The organism is Halomonas ramblicola, from assembly GCF_030409215.1.
Lineage (GTDB): Bacteria > Pseudomonadota > Gammaproteobacteria > Pseudomonadales > Halomonadaceae > Halomonas > Halomonas ramblicola.
Map to the genome: position 1 here is coordinate 11,520 of NZ_JAUFPL010000015.1, position 16,987 is coordinate 28,506.

General features: G+C 68.7%; 15 protein-coding genes. 5 read left to right on the forward strand and 10 right to left on the reverse strand.

Going from position 1 to position 16,987, the window contains the following annotated elements; translation table 11 throughout:
* A partial coding sequence (gene cysB / locus QWY80_RS02695) for an HTH-type transcriptional regulator CysB (RefSeq protein ID WP_290229137.1) occupies positions 1-925 on the reverse strand: 925 nt, incomplete at its 3' end.
* 238 nt (positions 926-1,163) lie between these two features.
* Between cysB and trxA the strand changes: the two genes are divergently transcribed.
* Positions 1,164-1,487 (forward strand): thioredoxin, encoded by a 324-nt coding sequence (trxA, locus tag QWY80_RS02700; protein WP_250060073.1) that lies wholly within the window; start codon positions 1,164-1,166, stop codon positions 1,485-1,487.
* Positions 1,488-1,550: 63 nt separating this feature from the next.
* Here trxA and QWY80_RS02705 read toward each other — a convergent pair whose 3' ends face one another.
* Positions 1,551-2,675 carry an AI-2E family transporter gene (locus QWY80_RS02705; protein WP_290229138.1) on the reverse strand — a complete coding sequence of 375 codons (1,125 nt, stop codon included), beginning with the start codon at positions 2,673-2,675 and terminating at the stop codon, positions 1,551-1,553.
* 155 nt (positions 2,676-2,830) lie between these two features.
* Here QWY80_RS02705 and QWY80_RS02710 point away from each other — a divergent pair, with 155 nt between their 5' ends.
* Positions 2,831-3,601 carry an SIMPL domain-containing protein gene (locus QWY80_RS02710; protein ID WP_290229139.1) on the forward strand — a complete coding sequence of 257 codons (771 nt, stop codon included), beginning with the start codon at positions 2,831-2,833 and terminating at the stop codon, positions 3,599-3,601.
* Here QWY80_RS02710 and serS read toward each other — a convergent pair.
* A complete protein-coding gene (serS, locus tag QWY80_RS02715; protein WP_290229140.1) occupies positions 3,591-4,868 on the reverse strand; it encodes a serine--tRNA ligase in 1,278 nt (425 codons plus the stop codon). The two genes, QWY80_RS02710 and serS, sit on opposite strands and share 11 nt — an antisense overlap.
* 206 nt (positions 4,869-5,074) lie before the next feature.
* Between serS and ydiJ the strand changes: the two genes are divergently transcribed.
* Together ydiJ and QWY80_RS02725 are read left to right on the forward strand one after the other, a co-directional pair.
* A complete protein-coding gene (gene ydiJ, locus QWY80_RS02720) occupies positions 5,075-8,215 on the forward strand; it encodes a D-2-hydroxyglutarate dehydrogenase YdiJ (RefSeq protein ID WP_290229141.1) in 3,141 nt (1,046 codons plus the stop codon).
* Positions 8,216-8,294: 79 nt separating this feature from the next.
* The gene (locus tag QWY80_RS02725; protein WP_290229142.1) at positions 8,295-8,495 is read left to right on the forward strand and encodes a DUF2905 domain-containing protein; all 201 of its coding nucleotides are present in this window, start codon (positions 8,295-8,297) and stop codon (positions 8,493-8,495) included.
* A gap of 28 nt (positions 8,496-8,523) precedes the next feature.
* On the opposite strand, the gene QWY80_RS02730 is transcribed toward QWY80_RS02725, so the two are convergent.
* The 7 genes from QWY80_RS02730 to QWY80_RS02760 form a co-directional block, all read right to left on the reverse strand.
* Positions 8,524-9,726 carry a low temperature requirement protein A gene (locus QWY80_RS02730; protein WP_290229143.1) on the reverse strand — a complete coding sequence of 401 codons (1,203 nt, stop codon included), beginning with the start codon at positions 9,724-9,726 and terminating at the stop codon, positions 8,524-8,526.
* A gap of 32 nt (positions 9,727-9,758) precedes the next feature.
* A complete protein-coding gene (locus QWY80_RS02735; RefSeq protein ID WP_290229144.1) occupies positions 9,759-10,385 on the reverse strand; it encodes a dihydrofolate reductase family protein in 627 nt (208 codons plus the stop codon).
* An 87-nt stretch (positions 10,386-10,472) separates the two neighbouring features.
* Entirely contained in the window at positions 10,473-11,282 is an 810-nt protein-coding gene (trpC, locus tag QWY80_RS02740) for an indole-3-glycerol phosphate synthase TrpC (RefSeq protein WP_290229145.1), read from the reverse strand.
* Positions 11,283-11,304: 22 nt separating this feature from the next.
* Entirely contained in the window at positions 11,305-12,324 is a 1,020-nt protein-coding gene (gene trpD / locus QWY80_RS02745; protein WP_290229146.1) for an anthranilate phosphoribosyltransferase, read from the reverse strand.
* Between the two features lie 25 nt (positions 12,325-12,349).
* Entirely contained in the window at positions 12,350-12,934 is a 585-nt protein-coding gene (locus QWY80_RS02750) for an anthranilate synthase component II (protein WP_290229147.1), read from the reverse strand.
* A gap of 65 nt (positions 12,935-12,999) precedes the next feature.
* Positions 13,000-14,487, reverse strand: a complete 1,488-nt coding sequence (trpE, locus tag QWY80_RS02755; protein ID WP_290229194.1) for an anthranilate synthase component I — start codon at positions 14,485-14,487, stop codon at positions 13,000-13,002.
* A gap of 277 nt (positions 14,488-14,764) precedes the next feature.
* On the reverse strand, positions 14,765-15,460 hold the full coding sequence (locus QWY80_RS02760; RefSeq protein WP_290229148.1) for a phosphoglycolate phosphatase: 696 nt from the start codon (positions 15,458-15,460) through the stop codon (positions 14,765-14,767).
* A gap of 179 nt (positions 15,461-15,639) precedes the next feature.
* Here QWY80_RS02760 and QWY80_RS02765 point away from each other — a divergent pair, with 179 nt between their 5' ends.
* The gene (locus tag QWY80_RS02765; RefSeq protein ID WP_290229149.1) at positions 15,640-16,938 is read left to right on the forward strand and encodes an NAD(P)/FAD-dependent oxidoreductase; all 1,299 of its coding nucleotides are present in this window, start codon (positions 15,640-15,642) and stop codon (positions 16,936-16,938) included.
* Positions 16,939-16,987: the final 49 nt, after the last annotated feature.

Genomic DNA, 16,987 nt, shown 5'->3' on the forward strand with positions numbered 1-16,987 from the left:
GCGGCCCCGCCTCCAGGGCGGCATCCACCAGGTCGCGCTCCAGGTGCGGGGCGAACCCGCGCAGGAAGTCGTACATGTAGCCGCGCATGAAGGTGCCGCGGCGGATACCGATCTTGGTCGTGGAGCTCTCGAAGAGGTGACCGGCGTCCAGCGCCACCAGGTCGGTATCCAGTTCCGGGTCCACCGCCATATGGGCGACGATGCCGACCCCCATGCCCAGGCGAACATAGGTCTTGATCACGTCGGCGTCGGCGGCGGTGAGCACCACATTGGGCTCGAGCCCCCTGGCGCGGAAGGCGTCGTCGAGCTGCGAGCGGCCGGTGAAGCCGAACACATAGGTCACCAGGGGGTGTTCGGCGAGCGCCTCCAGGGTCAGCTCCCCCGCCTCGGCCAGCGGATGCCCGCTGGGCACCAGGATACAGCGGTTCCAGCGGTAGCAGGGCAGCAGCACCAGGTCGTTGAACAGCTCCAGGGACTCGGTGCAGATGGCGAAGTCGGCCTGGCCGTCGCTGACCATCTGGGCGATCTGCTTGGGCGTGCCCTGCTGCATGTGCAGGGCCACCTCGGGGTAGTCGCGGGTGAACTCGCGGATCACCGGGGGCAGGGCATAGCGGGCCTGGGTATGGGTGGTGGCGATGGCCAGGCTGCCGCGGCGCTCGTCGCTGAACTCCTGGGCCACCTCCTTGATGTTCTCGGTGAGCCGCAGCACCTGGCCGGCCAGCTCGACGATGGCCTGGCCCGCCGGGGTCACCCGCGTCAGATGCTTGCCGCTGCGAGCGAAGATCTCCACGCCGAGCTCGTCCTCGAGCAGGCGGATCTGCTTGGAGATGCCGGGCTGGGAAGTGTAGAGGCTCTGGGCGGTGGCCGAGACGTTGAGGTTGTGGCGGGTGACTTCCCAGATGTAGCGCAGCTGCTGCAGTTTCATGCCCACTCTCCACGGCGCGATTGAGTGCCGCTAAAAGACCCAATAGAAATAAGAAATATGGATATGATGACCTTATAGCATATCATCCGAGGGGCTGTGCAAGCGTCGCGGCACCGCCGCGGATTTGCCAGCACCCCGGCCGACCGCTACCATCGTCCGACCGATCATGCGCGGTGCATCCATGCTCCGCATGTCATCCCGATACGCTCGATGCAGCGCAACAAAACTGGAGAACCCCATGGCCAACAACGTCGATGTCACCAACGCCAACTTCGAGCAGGAAGTCCTCAAGGCCGACACGCCGGTACTGCTCAAGTTCTGGGCACCCTGGTGCGGTCCCTGCAAGGTGATGGCACCGGTGGTCGACGAGGTCGCCGAGGAGCGCACCGGCAACCTCAAGGTCGTGAGCATCAACGTCGACGATGCCCCCGAGATCGCCGCCGAGCAGGGCGTACGCGGCGTGCCCACCGTGATGCTTTTCAAGTCCGGCACCAAGGTTGCCTCCCTGGTCGGTGCCCAGTCCAAGTCCCAGCTGAGCCAGTTCATCGACCAGAACGCCTGAATCCGCGCTCCTTGCCCCCCATCGCCCCGGCATCGGCCGGGGCGATGTCGTTTGGGGCCCTCTTCACTGCTGGTCGTCGTGCGGCTCGCCCTCGTCATCGGGCTCGCGCTGCGAGATCGGCCGGTCGGCCTGGGCGATGGGGGCACCATCGGAGGGGCCCAGCAGATGGGCGATCCAGCGGGTCTGAGGGTGGCTGTCCAAGGCGATCTTGAGGGTCATCGTGAGCACCACCGAGAGCAGCATGCCGACCGCCCCGAAGATCCAGCCCCAGACCACCAGCGAGAGGAAGGCGATGAAGGTGGAGAGCCCCAGCGCCCGCCCCATCATGCGCGGCTCGACGATGTTGCCGAGCAGGAAGTTGATGCCCAGGTAGGCCCCGGAGAGCAGCAGCGCCTCGAACAGGCCGCCGTCCGGCGAGACCAGCAGCAGCAGCACTGGCGGCACCGCGGCGATGACCGAGCCGATGTTGGGGATGTAGTTGAGGGCGAAGGCCAGCACGGCCCACAGCAACGGGAAGTCGACCCCGACCAGCAGGCAGGATATCCAGACCAGGGCGCCGGTCACCAGGCTGATCACGGTCTTCACCGCCAGGTAGCGCTTCAGCGTCAGGCTGAACTCGCTGAAGCGTTCCAGGCTGGGCGCCGGATTGGCCAGCGCCCGGGACAGCTTGTCGCGGAAGTTCAGGGTCTCGAAGAGCATGAACACCGCCAGCAGGCCAACGATGACGCTCTGCATCAGCAGGTTGCCGAGTTCCCCCAGGAGGGCGGGGATCTGGCTGCCGATCTGTTCCTCATCCAGCAAGCCCCCCAGGCGATCCGGGTCGATGGCCAGCCCCATGCGCGCCATGCCGTCGAGCAGCCCCAGGTAGTAGTCGTAGAGCTTCTGCTCGATGCCCGGCAGGGCGTCGACGAAGGTACCGAAGCTGTTGACCAGCAGCAGGCCCAGCAGCGAGAGCAAGCCACCGATCACCACCAGGGTCAGCCACACCGCCGAACGCAGGCCGAGCCCCTTGCGGTTGAGCCACAGCACGGGGGCGGTGCAGATCACGGCGATGAAGGCAGCCAGCAGCAGCGGCACCAGCAGGCTGGCGCCGGCGCGCATGCCGGCCACGATCACCACCAGCGCCGCCAGTCCCAGCACCAGGTTCAACGGAATGATGCCCGTCGTCTCGTCGTTGCCCTGCGTCATCCTGCCCTCCCGTGGCGTTCCCAGGCCCCATCATGCAACCAGACGGGGATCACCACAATCGCGGCTGGGAACCTTTCGCACGCCAGCCCTTCGAAGAGGGGGCGCGGCACCCATGCCGCCCCGCCCTCTCCCATTACCGCTGCAAGGAGGCCGCCATGACCCTCTCCCCACTCCCCCGACGCCTGCTGCTGGGCGGCGTCCTGCTGGTCGCCCCGCTGCTGGCCGCCACCACCCTGGCCGACGAGCCACGCCCGCGTCTCGACGTCCAGGCCGAGGCACGCATCGAGGTGGTCCCCGACCAGGCCACGCTGAACGCCCGGCTCTGGGAGCGCACCCCGCCCATCGCCCAGCGCGACGAGAACGGCGGCGACCCCGACGCCCTGCGCGAGGCCCGCGATCGCCTCGAGACCCGCGCCACCAAGCTGATCCAGGCCCTGGAGGCCGCCGGCCTGGAGCGCGACGCCATCAGTGCCGGCTCGCTCAACGTCCAGCCCGAGCATATCGCCGCCCCCCAGGGTGGTGACGCCGAGCGCGAGATGCTGGTGCGCACCCGCCTGGAGCGCCCCTTCCGCATCCAGGTGGATGACCTGGAGCGGCTGCCCGTGCTGCTGGACGCCCTCACCGAGGCCGGGGTCGACACCCTGGACGGCGTGACCTACGACCTCGCCGACCGCGACGCCGCCACCGACGAGGCCATGGTCAAGGCCCTGGAGAAGGCCCGCCATAAGGCCGAGCTGATGGCCGACACCCTGGGCGTCAGCCTCGGCGAGGTGATCGCCATCGGCGAGAACCTCCCCCCGGTGTTCCAGCCCCGCATGATGGCCATGAGCGACGCCGCCATGGAGAGCGCCCAGCGCACCGAGTACCGCCCCGGCACCCTCGACATCGAGGCCGGCGTCAGCGTCAGCTGGGAGATCAAGCGTTAATGGTTTCGATCCCCCCCATATAGGATCGCAGCGCCTCGGGCACGGTGATCGAGCCGTCGGCGTTCTGGTGGTTCTCCATCACCGCGATCAGGCAGCGGCCCACCGCCAGGCCGGAGCCATTCAGGGTGTGCAGCAGTTGCGGTTTCTTCTGCTCGGGATGGCGGAAGCGCGCCTGCATGCGCCGCGCCTGGAAGTCCTCGCAGTTGGAGACCGAGGAGATCTCGCGGTAGGTCTGCTGGCTGGGCAGCCACACCTCCAGGTCATAGGTCTTGGCGGCGCCGAAACCCATGTCGCCGGTACACAGTGTGACGACACGGTACGGTAACTCGAGTGTCTGGAGGATCGCCTCGGCGTGGCCGCGCATCTCCTCCAGCGCCTCGTAGCTGCGCTCGGGCTCCACCATCTGCACCATCTCCACCTTGTCGAACTGATGCTGGCGGATCATGCCGCGGGTGTCGCGGCCGTGGGAGCCCGCCTCGCTGCGGAAGCACGGGGTGTGGGCGGTGAGGCGTACCGGCAGCGCCTTGTAGTCGAGGATCTCGTCCCGCGCGAAGTTGGTCAGCGGCACCTCGGCGGTGGGGATCAGGTGGTAGCCGCGCTCGTCCTCCAGGCGAAACAGGTCCTCGCCGAACTTGGGCAACTGCCCGGTCCCGAACAGGGAGTCGGCGTTGACCATGTAGGGGACGTAGCACTCCTCGTAACCGTGCTCGAGGGTCTGCTTGTCGAGCATGAACTGGGTGAGCGCGCGATGCAGGCGGGCGACTTGGCGGCGCATCACCGCGAAGCGCGCCCCGGTCAGCTTGGCCGCCAGGTCGAAGTCCAGCTCGCCCCGCTTGGCCCCCAGGTCGACGTGATCCAGGACCTCGAAGTCGAAGTCGCGCGGCGTGCCCCAGCGGTGCAGCTCGACGTTCTCCTCCTCGCTGTCGCCCACGGGCACGCTGTCGTGGGGCAGGTTGGGAATGCCGCTGGCCAGCGTGTCCCACTCCGCCTGGACCTCCGCCAGGGCTGCCTTGGCGGCATCCAGGCGATCGCCCAGGTCGCTCACCTCGTCGAGCAGCGGCTGGATGTCCTCGCCCGCCGCCTTGGCCTTGCCGATCGCCTTGGAGCGGGTGTTGCGCTCGTTCTGCAGCGACTCGGTCTCGGCCTGCAACTCGCGACGCCGGGACTCCAGCGCCGTCAGCTGGTCGGTGTCGAGGGCATAGCCCCGCTTGGCGAGTCGTTGGGCGACCGCATCGAGGTCGCTGCGCAGCAGTTTGGGATCGAGCATGGAATCCGGTCCGTTGCAGTCGGTGGAAGGGGGATCGGCCGTCGGCGACGGCGGTAAAATCAGGCCGACCATTGTAGGCAAAAGCCCGCAGGGGCGCCATGCGCAGCCGCCCGCGGGATGCGCGCCCTGCCCCCTCGCGGTAGAGTAGGGGCATCCCTTCTCCCCGCCCGGCCCGTCCGGGCGGCGTCAGGACCGATACCGACACCATGATCGCACGACTGGATACCGCCGACGCCGGCACCACTCCGGGCCTCGAGGCCCCCTACCTGCGCTTCCTCGAGGCCCTCAGGGCGGCCGGCTTCGAGGGGGAGATCGCCCCCGACTACGCCGACCGCACGGTGCTGGCCACCGACAACTCCATCTACCAGCGCCTGCCCCAAGCGGTGCTCTATCCCCGCCACGGCGAGGACCTCCAACGCATCGCCCACCTCGCCGGTCAGGTGGAACACCGCCGGGTGGTGCTCGCCCCGCGCGGCGGCGGCACCGGCACCAACGGCCAATCGCTCACCGACGGCCTGGTGGTCGACGTCTCCCGGCACATGAACCGCATTCTCGATATCGACGTGGAGAACCGCCGGGTGCGGGTCCAGGCCGGGGTGGTCAAGGACCAGCTCAATGCCGCCTTGAAGCCCCACGGGTTGTTCTTCGCTCCGGAGCTCTCCACCTCCAACCGCGCCACCATCGGCGGCATGATCGCCACCGACGCCAGCGGCCAGGGCAGCTGCGAGTACGGCAAGACCCGCGACCACGTGCTGGAGCTCGACTGCGTGCTGCTGGGCGGCGAGCGCCTGGTGAGCCGCCCGGTGGGCGATGCCGAACTGGAGACGCTGTGCGCACGCGACGACGTCACCGGCCGCGCCTACCGCACCGCCCGCGAGATCATCGACACCCAGGGCGAGCGCATCCGCGCCACCTTCCCGCCGCTCAACCGCTGCCTGACCGGCTACGACCTGGCGCACCTCAGGGACGCGGAAGGCCGTCTCGATATGAACAGCCTGCTGTGCGGCGCCGAGGGGTCGCTGGCCTTCACCAACGAGGCGGTGCTCAAGGTGCTGCCGATTCCCAGGCATTCGACGCTGGTCAACGTGCGCTATGCCGGTTTCATGGACGCCCTGCGCGACGCCAAGGCGCTGATGGCGAGCGACGCGTCTCCCACCTCCATCGAGACGGTGGACGACACCGTGCTGCTGCTGGCCATGGAGGACTTCGTCTGGGAAAGCGTGGGGGAGTTCTTTCCGGCCGGCGACCCGACGGCCGGTGAGACGCCGGTACGCGGCATCAACCTGGTGGAGTTCAACGACGACGACCCCGAGCGCCTGGCCGACCGGGTCGCGGCCTTCTGTCGCCACCTGCAGGAGGACGCCGGTGTCGCGCGGCTGGGCTACACCCTGGCCTCCGGCCGCGACGCCATCAAGCGGGTCTACGGCATGCGCAAGCGCGCCGTGGGCCTGCTCGGCAACGCCAAGGGCGAGAAGCGCCCCATCCCCTTCGTCGAGGACACCGCGGTGCCCCCGGAGCACCTGGCCGACTTCATCGGTGAGTTCCGCGCCGCCCTGGATGCCCGCGGCCTCGAGTACGGCATGTTCGGCCACGTCGACGCCGGGGTGCTGCACGTGCGCCCGGCCATCGACATGAAGGACCCCGAGCAGGAGCGACTGATCCGCGAGGTCTCCGACGAGGTGGCCGATCTGACGCAGAAGTACCACGGTCTGCTGTGGGGCGAGCACGGCAAGGGCGTGCGCTCGGAGTACGCGCCGAAGTTCTTCGGCGCACTCTACCCCAGCCTGCAGCGGGTCAAGGCCGTCTTCGACCCCCACAACCAGTTGAATCCCGGCAAGATCGCCACACCGCTGGCGACAGGCGCCGCCGCCCAGGACGAGAGCGTCACGCTGGTCGATCCGGGCCTGCTGACCATCGACGGCGTACCCACCCGCGGCCAGTACGACCGCACCATCGACGCGGAGGCATGGCGGGCCCACGCCGCCACCGTCTACTGCAACGGCAACGGCGCCTGCTACAACTACGATCCCGACGACGCCATGTGCCCGTCGTGGAAGGCCACCCGCGACCGCCGCCACTCGCCCAAGGGCCGCGCCAGCCTGATCCGCGAGTGGCTGCGCCTGCAGGGCGCGGCCGGCGTTGACCTGGTCGAGGAGTCGCGCAAGAAGAAGGCCGAGGGCGCCTGGGGCTTCGTCAAGGACTTCCCCCTACGGCTCAGGAACACCCTGGCCAGGCGGCGCGGCGAGGCGGACTTCTCCCACGAGGTGTATGAGGCCATGGCCGGCTGCCTGGCCTGCAAGTCCTGCGCCGGCCAGTGCCCGGTCAAGGTCAACGTGCCCGACTCCCGCTCGCGCTTCCTGGAGGTCTACCACGGCCGCTACCTGCGCCCGCTGCGCGACTACCTGATCGGTGGCCTGGAGTTCCTGGTGCCGACGCTCTCCAGGGTGGCGCCGCTCTATAACGCCGGTCTGGGCAACCGCCTGGTGGACCGCCTGCTGGCCGGTCCCATCGGCATGGTCGACAGCCCGCGGCTGTCACGAGCGAGCCTCAAGAAACAGCTCACCGCCTGGGGCGTCGCCGAGGCCACGCCCACCTCACTGGGCCTGCTCACCGAGGCCCAGAAGGCGCGCAGCGTGGTGCTCGTCCAGGACGCCTTCACCAGCTACTTCGAGGCCAGGCTGGTGATGGACGTCGTCGAGCTGCTCAGCCGGCTCGACGTCAAGGTGTTCGTCGCACCCTTCGCGCCCAACGGCAAGCCGCTCAACGTCCAGGGCTTCCTGGGTGCCTTCGAGCGCACCGCCGAGAAGCAGGCCAGGCGCCTCAGGACGCTGGCCGAGTTCGGCGTGCCTTTGGTGGGCATCGACCCGGCCATGACCCTGACCTATCGCCAGGAGTACGTGCAGGCGCTGGGCCCGGACGCCGTGCCCGAGGTGCTGATGCTGCAGGAGTGGCTTGTGACCCTGGCCGCGCGCCTCGCCCCGGCACGCCGCGACGACGACGCGCCGCCGGCGGGTTACAGGCTGCTCGCCCACTGCACCGAGAAGACCACCGCCCCGGGCTCGCCCGGCGCCTGGCAGCAGGTGTTCGCCGCCTTCGGCCTGGAGCTGGAGCTGGTCAATACCGGCTGCTGCGGCATGTCCGGCACCTACGGCCACGAGGCACGCAACCGCGACACCTCGAAGACCATCTACGCCCAGTCCTGGCAACGGGTCGTCGAGGACGACGCCCACGCCGGCCAGCTGCTGGCCACCGGCTATTCCTGCCGCAGCCAGGTCAGGCGCCTCTCCGATCGGGCCCTGCCCCATCCGCTGCAGGCCCTGCTCACCGAACTCAAGCGGCGCGGCTGAAACGCAGGGCGCCCACCGGCAACACCACCGGTGGGTGCCCTGCCCCATGCGTGAGACCATCGCGACAGGAGGCGACCCCATGAACCGCACCCTGATCCTGATCGGCCTGCTCATCGCCGTCATCGGCCTGCTCTGGCCCTGGCTCTCCAAGCTGCCGCTCGGCCAGCTGCCCGGCGACATCGTCATCCGCCGCGAAAACTTCTCCTTCTACTTCCCCATCACCACCATGATCCTGGTGAGCCTCGCGCTGTCGGCGATCCTGTGGCTGTTCAATCGCTGAGCCGAAAAGGCCGAGCACGGCCATCCGCTCAGGCGCCATGGCCCCGGCGCATGTCACGCACGGCCCGGTAGAGCGGCACGCCGATCTGCGAGAAGAGCGCCAGGCCCCAGACGAGGTTGCCCACGGCCGACGGCACGAACGGATGGATGACGAGCACGATCAATGCCCCCGCGATCCCGAAGAGGCGCACGCCGCCGCTGTGGTAGCGACAAGTGATGTCCCGGCCCTCGACGAGCAGCTGCAGCACCCAGAGCGATGCCAGGAAGACGGCGAGCCCGACGCTGCCGATGGCGCCATAGCCCGTCGGATAAGGCTCCCAGAACCCGACGTAGACCTCGCCGGCCAGGGCCACCCCGACCAGTATCGCGCTCCACAGGATCGTGATATGCGCGAACCAGTAGGCCAGGAGAACGGCAGTGGCCCGGCTCCTCGGCTTGGCGTTCCCGGCGCTGTCGAAATAGATCCAGGCCAGCGCGAACAGCGACAGTCCCCCCATGACGAGGTTGAACAGCGTGCCGGCGCCGACCTCGTCGATCCCCTTGTCGGCGAGCGTCACCACGAGCTTGAAGAACCCCTCGCCCAGGAGGATGAGCATCAGGAGGGCGAACCGCTCGGAAAGATGGCCAAGCCGGGGGACGAACCGCTCGAAGCGGAGCGTGCCCACGATGGGCAGCACGTATTGCAGCTGGATCAGCACCACGCCCGCACCGAAGACCCAATAGGCGAGCGGCCGCGGCAGGAAGGCCGCCACGGCGAACAGGCCGGCGAGGAGGAAGAAGTTGCGGCCCTGCTCCTGGGCGAGCGAACTCTCCTCGGCGCCGACATGCCGCGCCCGCCAGTAGACATAGGCGGTCAAGGCCCGGTTCAGGGCGTAGCCGACCGCGAAATAGGGCCAGCCGCCCCCGGCCACCTGCGGGATGGACGCGGCGATCACCATCATCGTCACGATCTGGACGGCCATGATCGCTCGGTGCGGTATGTCGGTCGAGATGTAAAGGGAGTTGTAGACCGAGCTGTCGGCCCAGGCGAAGAAGATGGCCAGGAAGAGCCCCGTGAAGACCAGGACCCCGTGCCAGTCGAGATGGTGGGACAGGTAGTTCCCGAGGATGAAGATGGTGACCACATGGATCAGGTCGAAGAACAGCTCGACCCAATGGACGTGATCGCTGGCCCCCTCGACATCCATGTGATGGCGCGGGCGGCGCCAGATCGGGAAATCCTGTAGCGGCATGGGGCGCTCCTTGCTAAGCCTCCCTGGTCTTCCTACCCAGCCTCTTCGAACTCCCCTGTGCGTACCTCGCCGCCGTGCGCGTAGCGGGTGAGCAGCACGCCGTCAGGCGTGCTGGTCGAGTGTACCAGGGTGAAGGCCGACGGCCGTGCATTGCTGCCGAACAAGCGCTTGCCGCGCCCGAGTACGACGGGATAGATCATGAGCCGAAGCTCGTCCACCAGGCCGGCGGCAAGCAGTTGGCGCACCATATCGGCACTACCCCACGTCACTAGGTTGGCACCGCCCTGCTGCTTAAGCGCGCGTATCGCGTCGGCCAGGTCGCCTTCCAGCGCATGACTGTTCTGCCAGTCAAGCGTATCGGGTCGATGCGTGGCCACGTGCTTGGGCACGCCATTGAACAGGTCCGCGATGGCGCGGCTGCCTGAATCGACCGGTACGCGCGGCCAGTACGCCGCAAATATGTCATAGGTGTGACGCCCCAACAGCAACTCGAACGACTGCGAGAACAGGTCCTGCAACTCCTGGCCGATGGCATCGTCTGCGTAGGGCACTATCCAGCCGCCGATGCGGAAATCGCCGCCGGGATCCTCTTTCGGCCCGCCGGGGGATTGAATCACGCCATCCAGGCTGAGGTGTTCGGCCACGATGAGCTTGCGCATCCCCTTCTCCAAGTTCGTCCTGCTGAGTGTTGCGGGAGGCCACGAGCCGGCATGGTGCCGGCCCGTGCCGGTGGCGTGTGTCGGCGGCTAGAAGAACAGTCGGCGCAGGGCCTCACCGGGCTGGTCCTCGCGCATGAAGGCTTCGCCGACCAGGAAGGCGTTGACGTCATGCTCGCGCATGCGCAGCACGTCGTTGGGGGTGTGGATGCCCGACTCGGTGACCACGGTGACGCCCTCGGGGATGCGCGGCAGCAGTTCCAGGGTGGTCTCGAGGCGGGTGTCGAAGGTGTGCAGGTCGCGGTTGTTGATGCCCACCAGGGCGAGATCCAGCGCCAGTGCGCGCTCCAGCTCGTGGACGTCGTGGACCTCCACCAGCACGTCCATGCCCAGTTCCACCGCCTGGCGGTGCAGGTCGGCCAGGCGGGCGTCGTCCAGGGCGGCGACGATCAGCAGGATGCAGTCGGCGCCGATGGCCCGGGCCTCGCTGACCTGGTAGCCGTGGGTGATGAAGTCCTTGCGGATTACCGGCAGGTCGCAGGCGTCGCGGGCCTCGATCAGGAAGTCCTCGTGGCCCTGGAAGTGGTCGGCGTCGGTGAGCACCGAGAGGCAGACCGCGCCGCCGGCGGCGTAGCTGGCGGCGATCTCCCCGGGGTGGAAGTCCTCGCGGATCACCCCCCTGGAGGGCGAGGCCTTCTTGATCTCGGCGATCACCGCCGGGTCGCCCTCGGCGATGCACCGGTCCAGCGCGGCCACGAAGCCGCGCGGGGCGCCCTGTTCGGCGGCCAGGCGCAGCAGCTCCCGTTCGGAGACGGCTCGGCGGCGCTCGGCGACCTCCTCGTCCTTGCGGGCGAGGATCCGGGTCAGGATGGTCGGGGTCGTCCCCTGGGAAGGCGTCATGGCAAGCTCCTTGTGCGTCGGGCTACTGCAGGAAGACCCGGGTGAAGTTGGTCAGCTCCTTGAGCTTCTCCAGCGGCATCTTGGAGGCCTGGGCGTCCTCGGCCATGGTCACGCCCTCCTGGAGGCTGTCGGAGATGCCCGAGACGTAGAGCGCGGCACCGGCGTTCAGGGCGACGATGTCGGCCGCCGGCCCCTCGCCCACCAGCGCCTGCTGGACCAGGCGCAGGCTGTCCTCGGCGGTCTGCACGCGCAGCGGGTCCAGCGCCTGGCGCTGGATGCCCAGCTCCTCGGGGGTGATGGTGTATTCGTGGATCTCGCCGTCCCGAAGCTCGGCGACCCGGGTCGGGGCGGCCAGCGAGATCTCGTCGAGGCCATCCTCGGCGTGCACCACCAGCACGTGGCGGCTGCCCAGGCGACGCAGCACCTCGGCCATCAGTGGCACCAGGTGCTGGGCATAGACGCCCAGCACCTGGTTGGGGGCGCCGGCGGGGTTGGTCAGCGGCCCGAGGATGTTGAACAGGGTGCGCACGCCCATCTCGCGGCGCGGCCCCACGGCGTGGCGCATGGCCGGATGGTGGTTGGGGGCGAACATGAAGCCCACGCCCACCTGCTCGATGCAGCGCGCCACCTGCTCGGCCTCGAGGTCCAGGTGGATGCCGGCCACGGCGAACAGGTCGGCGCTGCCCGACGACGAGGAGACGCCGCGGTTGCCGTGCTTGGCCACGTGGCCACCGGCCGCCGCCACCACGAAGCTGGCCGCGGTGGAGACGTTGAAGAGGTTGGCGCCGTCACCGCCGGTGCCGACGATGTCGACCACGTTCTCGGCGTCGATCTGCACCGGCTTCATCAGCTCGCGCATCACCTGGGCGGCGGCGCTGATCTCCTCGGCGGTCTCGCCCTTCATGGCCATGCCCATCAGGAAGGCGGCGACCTGGGCGTCGCTGGCCTCGCCGGTCATGATCTGGCGCAGCACCTCGTGGGTCTCGGCAAAGCTCAGGTCGTCTCGGCGCATCACCGCGGCGATGGCATCTCGCATCTGCATGTAGGCTCTCCTCTCGCTTGGCGGCTTAGCGGCGCTTCAGGAAGTTGGCCAGCAGCTCGTGGCCCTGGCGGGTCAGGATCGATTCCGGATGGAACTGTACGCCCTCGACGTCCAGCGCGCGATGGCGCAGACCCATGACCAGCCCCGGGGTGACGTCGTCGTCATCGGTCCAGGCGGTCAGCTCCAGGCAGTCGGGCAGGCCGTCGCGGGCCACCACCAGGGAATGGTAGCGCGTTACCTCCAGCGGTTCCTCCAACCCGGCGAAGACGCCCTGGCTGCCATGGCGGACCCGCGAGGTCTTGCCGTGCATCACCTGCGGCGCGCGCACCACCCGGCCGCCGTAGACCTGGCCGATGGCCTGGTGTCCCAGGCAGATGCCCAGTATCGGCAGCCGCCCGGCGAAGCGCTCGATGGCCGCCATGGAGATGCCCGCCTCGTTGGGGGTGCAGGGCCCCGGCGAGATCACCAGGTGGCTGGGCGCCATGGCCTCGATCTCGTCCAGGGTGATGGTATCGTTGCGGTGGGTCTCCACCTCGGCGCCCAGCTCGCCGAGGTACTGCACCACGTTGAAGGTGAAGCTGTCGTAGTTATCGATCATGCAGACTTTCATGATTCGCTCTCCGGCGCTCGTCCGGCCGTGGCCGGACGCAGGGAATTCGGGGGGTGGCGGGTCGCCTACTCGAGGTTGTCCAGGCCGCGCTCGGCCATGGCCACGGCGCGGAACAGGGCGCGCCCCTTGTTGAGCGTCTCCTGCCACTCCATCTCGGGCACCGAGTCGGCAACGATGCCGGCACCGGCCTGGACGTGGAGCTGGCCGTCCTTGATCACCGCGGTGCGGATGGCGATGGCGGTGTCCAGGTTGCCGTGCCAGGAGAGGTAGCCCACGGCGCCGGAGTAGATGCCGCGCTTGACCGGCTCCAGTTCGTCGATGATCTCCAGCGCGCGGATCTTGGGCGCGCCGGAGACGGTGCCCGCCGGGAAGGTGGCGCGCAGGGCATCCATGGCGGTGAGCCCCGGCGATAGGCGCCCGGTGACGTTGGAGACGATGTGCATCACGTGGGAGTAGCGCTCCACCACCATGCGCTCGGTGACCGCCACCGAGCCGGTCTCGCTGATGCGCCCCACGTCGTTGCGCCCCAGGTCGATGAGCATCAGGTGCTCGGCGAGCTCCTTGGGGTCGTCCAGCAGGTCGGCCTCCAGCTCGCGGTCCTCGGCCTCGTTGCGCCCGCGCTTGCGGGTGCCGGCGATGGGCCGCACGGTCACCTCGTCCTCCTCCAGGCGGGTGAGGATCTCCGGCGAGGAGCCGGCCACCTGGTGATCGCCCAGGTCGAGGAAGAACATGTAGGGCGAGGGATTGAGGCTGCGCAGCGCCCGGTAGAGGTCGAGCGGCGCGGCGCGGTAGGGGATCGACATGCGCTGGGAGGGCACGCACTGCATGACGTCGCCGGCCAGCACGTACTCCTTGATCCGCTCCACCGCGGCCTTGAAGCCCGCCTCGGTGAAGCCCGAGTCGAAGTCGCCCTCTTCCACCGCAGGGGCCCCGCTGCCCGGACTGGCGGTGTTGAGGGTGGCGCTGCGCAGGCGGATCTCCAGTTCCTCGAGGCGCTCGACCGCCCGGGCATAGGCGTCGTCGTCGGCGGGGTCGGCGTGGGTCCACAGGGTCAGGCGCCCGGAGAGATTGTCGAACACCACCAGCTCGTCGCAGACCATCAGCAGGATGTCCGGCACCCCTAGCGGGTCGGGCTTCTCGACGCCGCGCAGGCGCGGCTCGATGTAGCGGATGGTGTCGTAGCCGAAGTAGCCCACGAGGCCGCCGTCGAAGCGCGGCTGGTCATCCAGGCGCGGCACCTTGAAGCGCGCCTGGAACTGCTCGATCCACTCGAGCGGATCCTCCACCTGGGTGGCGCCCTGGCGCTCGCCGTCCGCGTAGTGGGTCACGGTGAAGCCGCGCACCTCGATGCGCTCGCGGCACGGCAAGCCGATGATGGAGTAGCGTCCCCACTTTTCGCCGCCTTGCACCGATTCGAGCAGGAAGGTCCAGGGCGCGTTGGCCAGCTTGAGGTAGGTGGAGAGCGGGGTATCCAGGTCGGCCAGCACCTCGCGGGTGACCGGAATGCGGTTGTAGCCGGCGTCGGCCAGCTCGCGGAAGCGTTCGGGAGTCATCATGCCCGGTTCCTCGATGTAGCGGATGTGACGATGGTCGGCGCGCTGGCGCCGGGGATCAGGCTCGGCGGTCGAGCGTCACCATCGCCAGCCGCCATGGAACGGCAGCGGGAGCGTGCGACGGGCGGGGCCGGGGACGGCGCCGCCGGAGGGCGAAGGAAGTTCCGGCATCATGCGGCTGGTCATCGAGCGTGTTCCGCAAGCTGTGGGTGGTGTCGGGCGTTATAGCAAAAACATATTGATAAGGCTTGACGTTATAGCAATCGCCAAGGTCACCCTAAACGAGTTCCCCCAGCGATTCAACCACGCCGTCGGGCCCGCTGTCGCGTACCGGTTCGCCGTGATTGTAGCCGTAGGGCACCGCCAGGGTACGGAAGCCGGCCGCCCGGCCCGCGGCGATGTCGTGGCGCGAGTCGCCCACCATCAGGCAGGCCGACGGGGGCAGGCCGAAATGGGCCGCCAGGTAGCGCAGCGGCGCGGGGTCGGGTTTCTTCTGCGGCAGGCTGTCGCCGCCCAGGCAGAGGGCGAAGTGTGCCTCCAGCCCGAATCCCTCGAGAATCGGGGCGATGAAGGCATGCGGCTTGTTGGTCACCAGCGCCAGCGTCAGGCCCTGTGCGCGCAGGCCGTCGAGACACTCGCGCACGCCGGGGTAGAGCCGGGTATGGGCGCCGGGGTCGCGGCCATAGTGCGCCAGGAAGGCGGCATGGGCGCGCTCCAGTAAGACACAATCAACTTCGACTGCGATATCCAGCGAGGCTTTCCCGGAGTGACTCAGCGCATGACGCAGGGCGCGTTCCATCAGCACCAGCGAGCCGTTGCCCACCCAGTCGCGCACCCTGGCCTCGCCCGCGGTAGGCAGCGCCAGATCGGCCAGGGCGGCGTCCACTGCCAGGGCCAGGTCCGGTACCGAGTCGATCAGGGTACCATCCAGGTCGAAGGCCACCAGGGCAATCCCCTCCAGCAAGCGATGCATCGCCACTCCTCTCCGCATGGTTGTCACGGCACTCTACCCGGCCGCCGGGCCTCATGCATGTAATATTACGAAAAAATATGCGCCACGACGCCCCCGGATCATAGGCAGCCGCCGTGGGGGCCGCTATGCTGGGAGCGTTTTCGTCACCCTTCCCTATCACTTTCACTCAGGAGTCTCCCATGACACCACCCCGCATCGTGGTGGTCGGCGGCGGGGCCGGTGGCCTCGAACTGGTCACCCGCCTCGGCCGACGACTCGGCAAGCGTGGCCGCGCAGACGTCGTGCTCGTCGACCGCAACCCCACCCACATCTGGAAGCCCCTGCTCCACGAGGTCGCCACCGGTGCCCTGGACTCGGGCCTCGACGAGATCTCCTACCAGGGCCACGCCCGCGCCAATGGCTATCACTTCCAGCGCGGCACCCTGTGCGACCTGGATCGCGAACACAAGTACCTGGAGCTGGCCGCCGTGCTCGACGACGACGGTAACGAAGTGCTGCCGCCGCGACGCCTCGAGTACGACCTGCTGGTACTGGCGCTGGGCAGCGTGAGCAACGACTTCGGCACCCCGGGGGTCGCCGAGCACTGCCACTTCCTGGACAGCCCGGCCCAGGCCGAGGCCTTCCGGCGCGACATGCTCAACACCTTCCTGCGCTACAGCGACCCCCAGCGGCGCGACCACTCCCACCTCACCGTGGGCATCGTCGGCGCCGGGGCCACCGGGGTGGAGCTGGCCGCCGAGCTCTACGACGCCTCGCGCATGCTGCACAGCTATGGCTTCACCCGCCTCGACAGCGAGCAGCTCTCGGTGCACCTGCTCGAGGCGGCGCCCAAGATCCTGCCGGCGCTGCCGGAGCGCATCTCCGCGGCGGTGCACAAGGAACTCGAGAAGCTCGGCGTGCGGGTCCACCTCGACACCCGGGTCACCGACGTGGACGCCACCGGCTTCACCACCGCCGACGGCACGCGCATCGCCACCGACCTCAGTGTCTGGGCCGCGGGCATCAAGGCTCCGCCCTTCCTCTCCGAGCTGGGGCTGACCACCGAGCGCAACCACCAGATCAAGGTGCACCCCAGCCTGCAGAGCCTCGACGACCCGTCCATCTTCGCCTTCGGCGACTGCGCCAGCTGCCCCCAGGAGGACGACAAGCCGGTGCCGCCGCGCGCCCAGGCGGCCCACCAGCAGGCCTCGCTGCTGTATCGCAACCTGCGCGCCCGGCTCGACGACCGGCCGCTCAAGGACTTCGTGTTCCGCGACCGCGGCTCGCTGATCTCGCTGGCCCACTTCGAGGCGATCGGCAGCCTGATGCGCGGCGCCTCGGCACGCAGCCTGTTCATCGAGGGGCACCTGGCGAAGTTCTTCTACGCCTCGCTCTACCGCATGCACCAGCGTGCCATCCACGGCAGCGTCAAGACCGCCGTGACCATGGTGGTGGCCGGCCTCAACCGCTTCATCCGTCCGCGGATGAAGCTGCACTGAGGCGCGCCGGCCATTCCCCAACGCAGAGGCCGCCGGGCGACTGCCCGGC

What these genes read in the sequence shown, in the direction of transcription:
- trxA (WP_250060073.1), top strand. Translation starts at nt 1,164, where the DNA reads ATGGCCAACAACGTCGATGTCACCAACGCCAACTTCGAGCAGGAAGTC.
- QWY80_RS02705 (WP_290229138.1), bottom strand. Translation starts at nt 2,675, where the DNA reads ATGACGCAGGGCAACGACGAGACGACGGGCATCATTCCGTTGAACCTG.
- QWY80_RS02710 (WP_290229139.1), top strand. Translation starts at nt 2,831, where the DNA reads ATGACCCTCTCCCCACTCCCCCGACGCCTGCTGCTGGGCGGCGTCCTG.
- serS (WP_290229140.1), bottom strand. Translation starts at nt 4,868, where the DNA reads ATGCTCGATCCCAAACTGCTGCGCAGCGACCTCGATGCGGTCGCCCAA.
- ydiJ (WP_290229141.1), top strand. Translation starts at nt 5,075, where the DNA reads ATGATCGCACGACTGGATACCGCCGACGCCGGCACCACTCCGGGCCTC.
- QWY80_RS02725 (WP_290229142.1), top strand. Translation starts at nt 8,295, where the DNA reads ATGAACCGCACCCTGATCCTGATCGGCCTGCTCATCGCCGTCATCGGC.
- QWY80_RS02730 (WP_290229143.1), bottom strand. Translation starts at nt 9,726, where the DNA reads ATGCCGCTACAGGATTTCCCGATCTGGCGCCGCCCGCGCCATCACATG.
- QWY80_RS02735 (WP_290229144.1), bottom strand. Translation starts at nt 10,385, where the DNA reads ATGCGCAAGCTCATCGTGGCCGAACACCTCAGCCTGGATGGCGTGATT.
- trpC (WP_290229145.1), bottom strand. Translation starts at nt 11,282, where the DNA reads ATGACGCCTTCCCAGGGGACGACCCCGACCATCCTGACCCGGATCCTC.
- trpD (WP_290229146.1), bottom strand. Translation starts at nt 12,324, where the DNA reads ATGCAGATGCGAGATGCCATCGCCGCGGTGATGCGCCGAGACGACCTG.
- QWY80_RS02750 (WP_290229147.1), bottom strand. Translation starts at nt 12,934, where the DNA reads ATGAAAGTCTGCATGATCGATAACTACGACAGCTTCACCTTCAACGTG.
- trpE (WP_290229194.1), bottom strand. Translation starts at nt 14,487, where the DNA reads ATGACTCCCGAACGCTTCCGCGAGCTGGCCGACGCCGGCTACAACCGC.
- QWY80_RS02760 (WP_290229148.1), bottom strand. Translation starts at nt 15,460, where the DNA reads ATGCATCGCTTGCTGGAGGGGATTGCCCTGGTGGCCTTCGACCTGGAT.
- QWY80_RS02765 (WP_290229149.1), top strand. Translation starts at nt 15,640, where the DNA reads ATGACACCACCCCGCATCGTGGTGGTCGGCGGCGGGGCCGGTGGCCTC.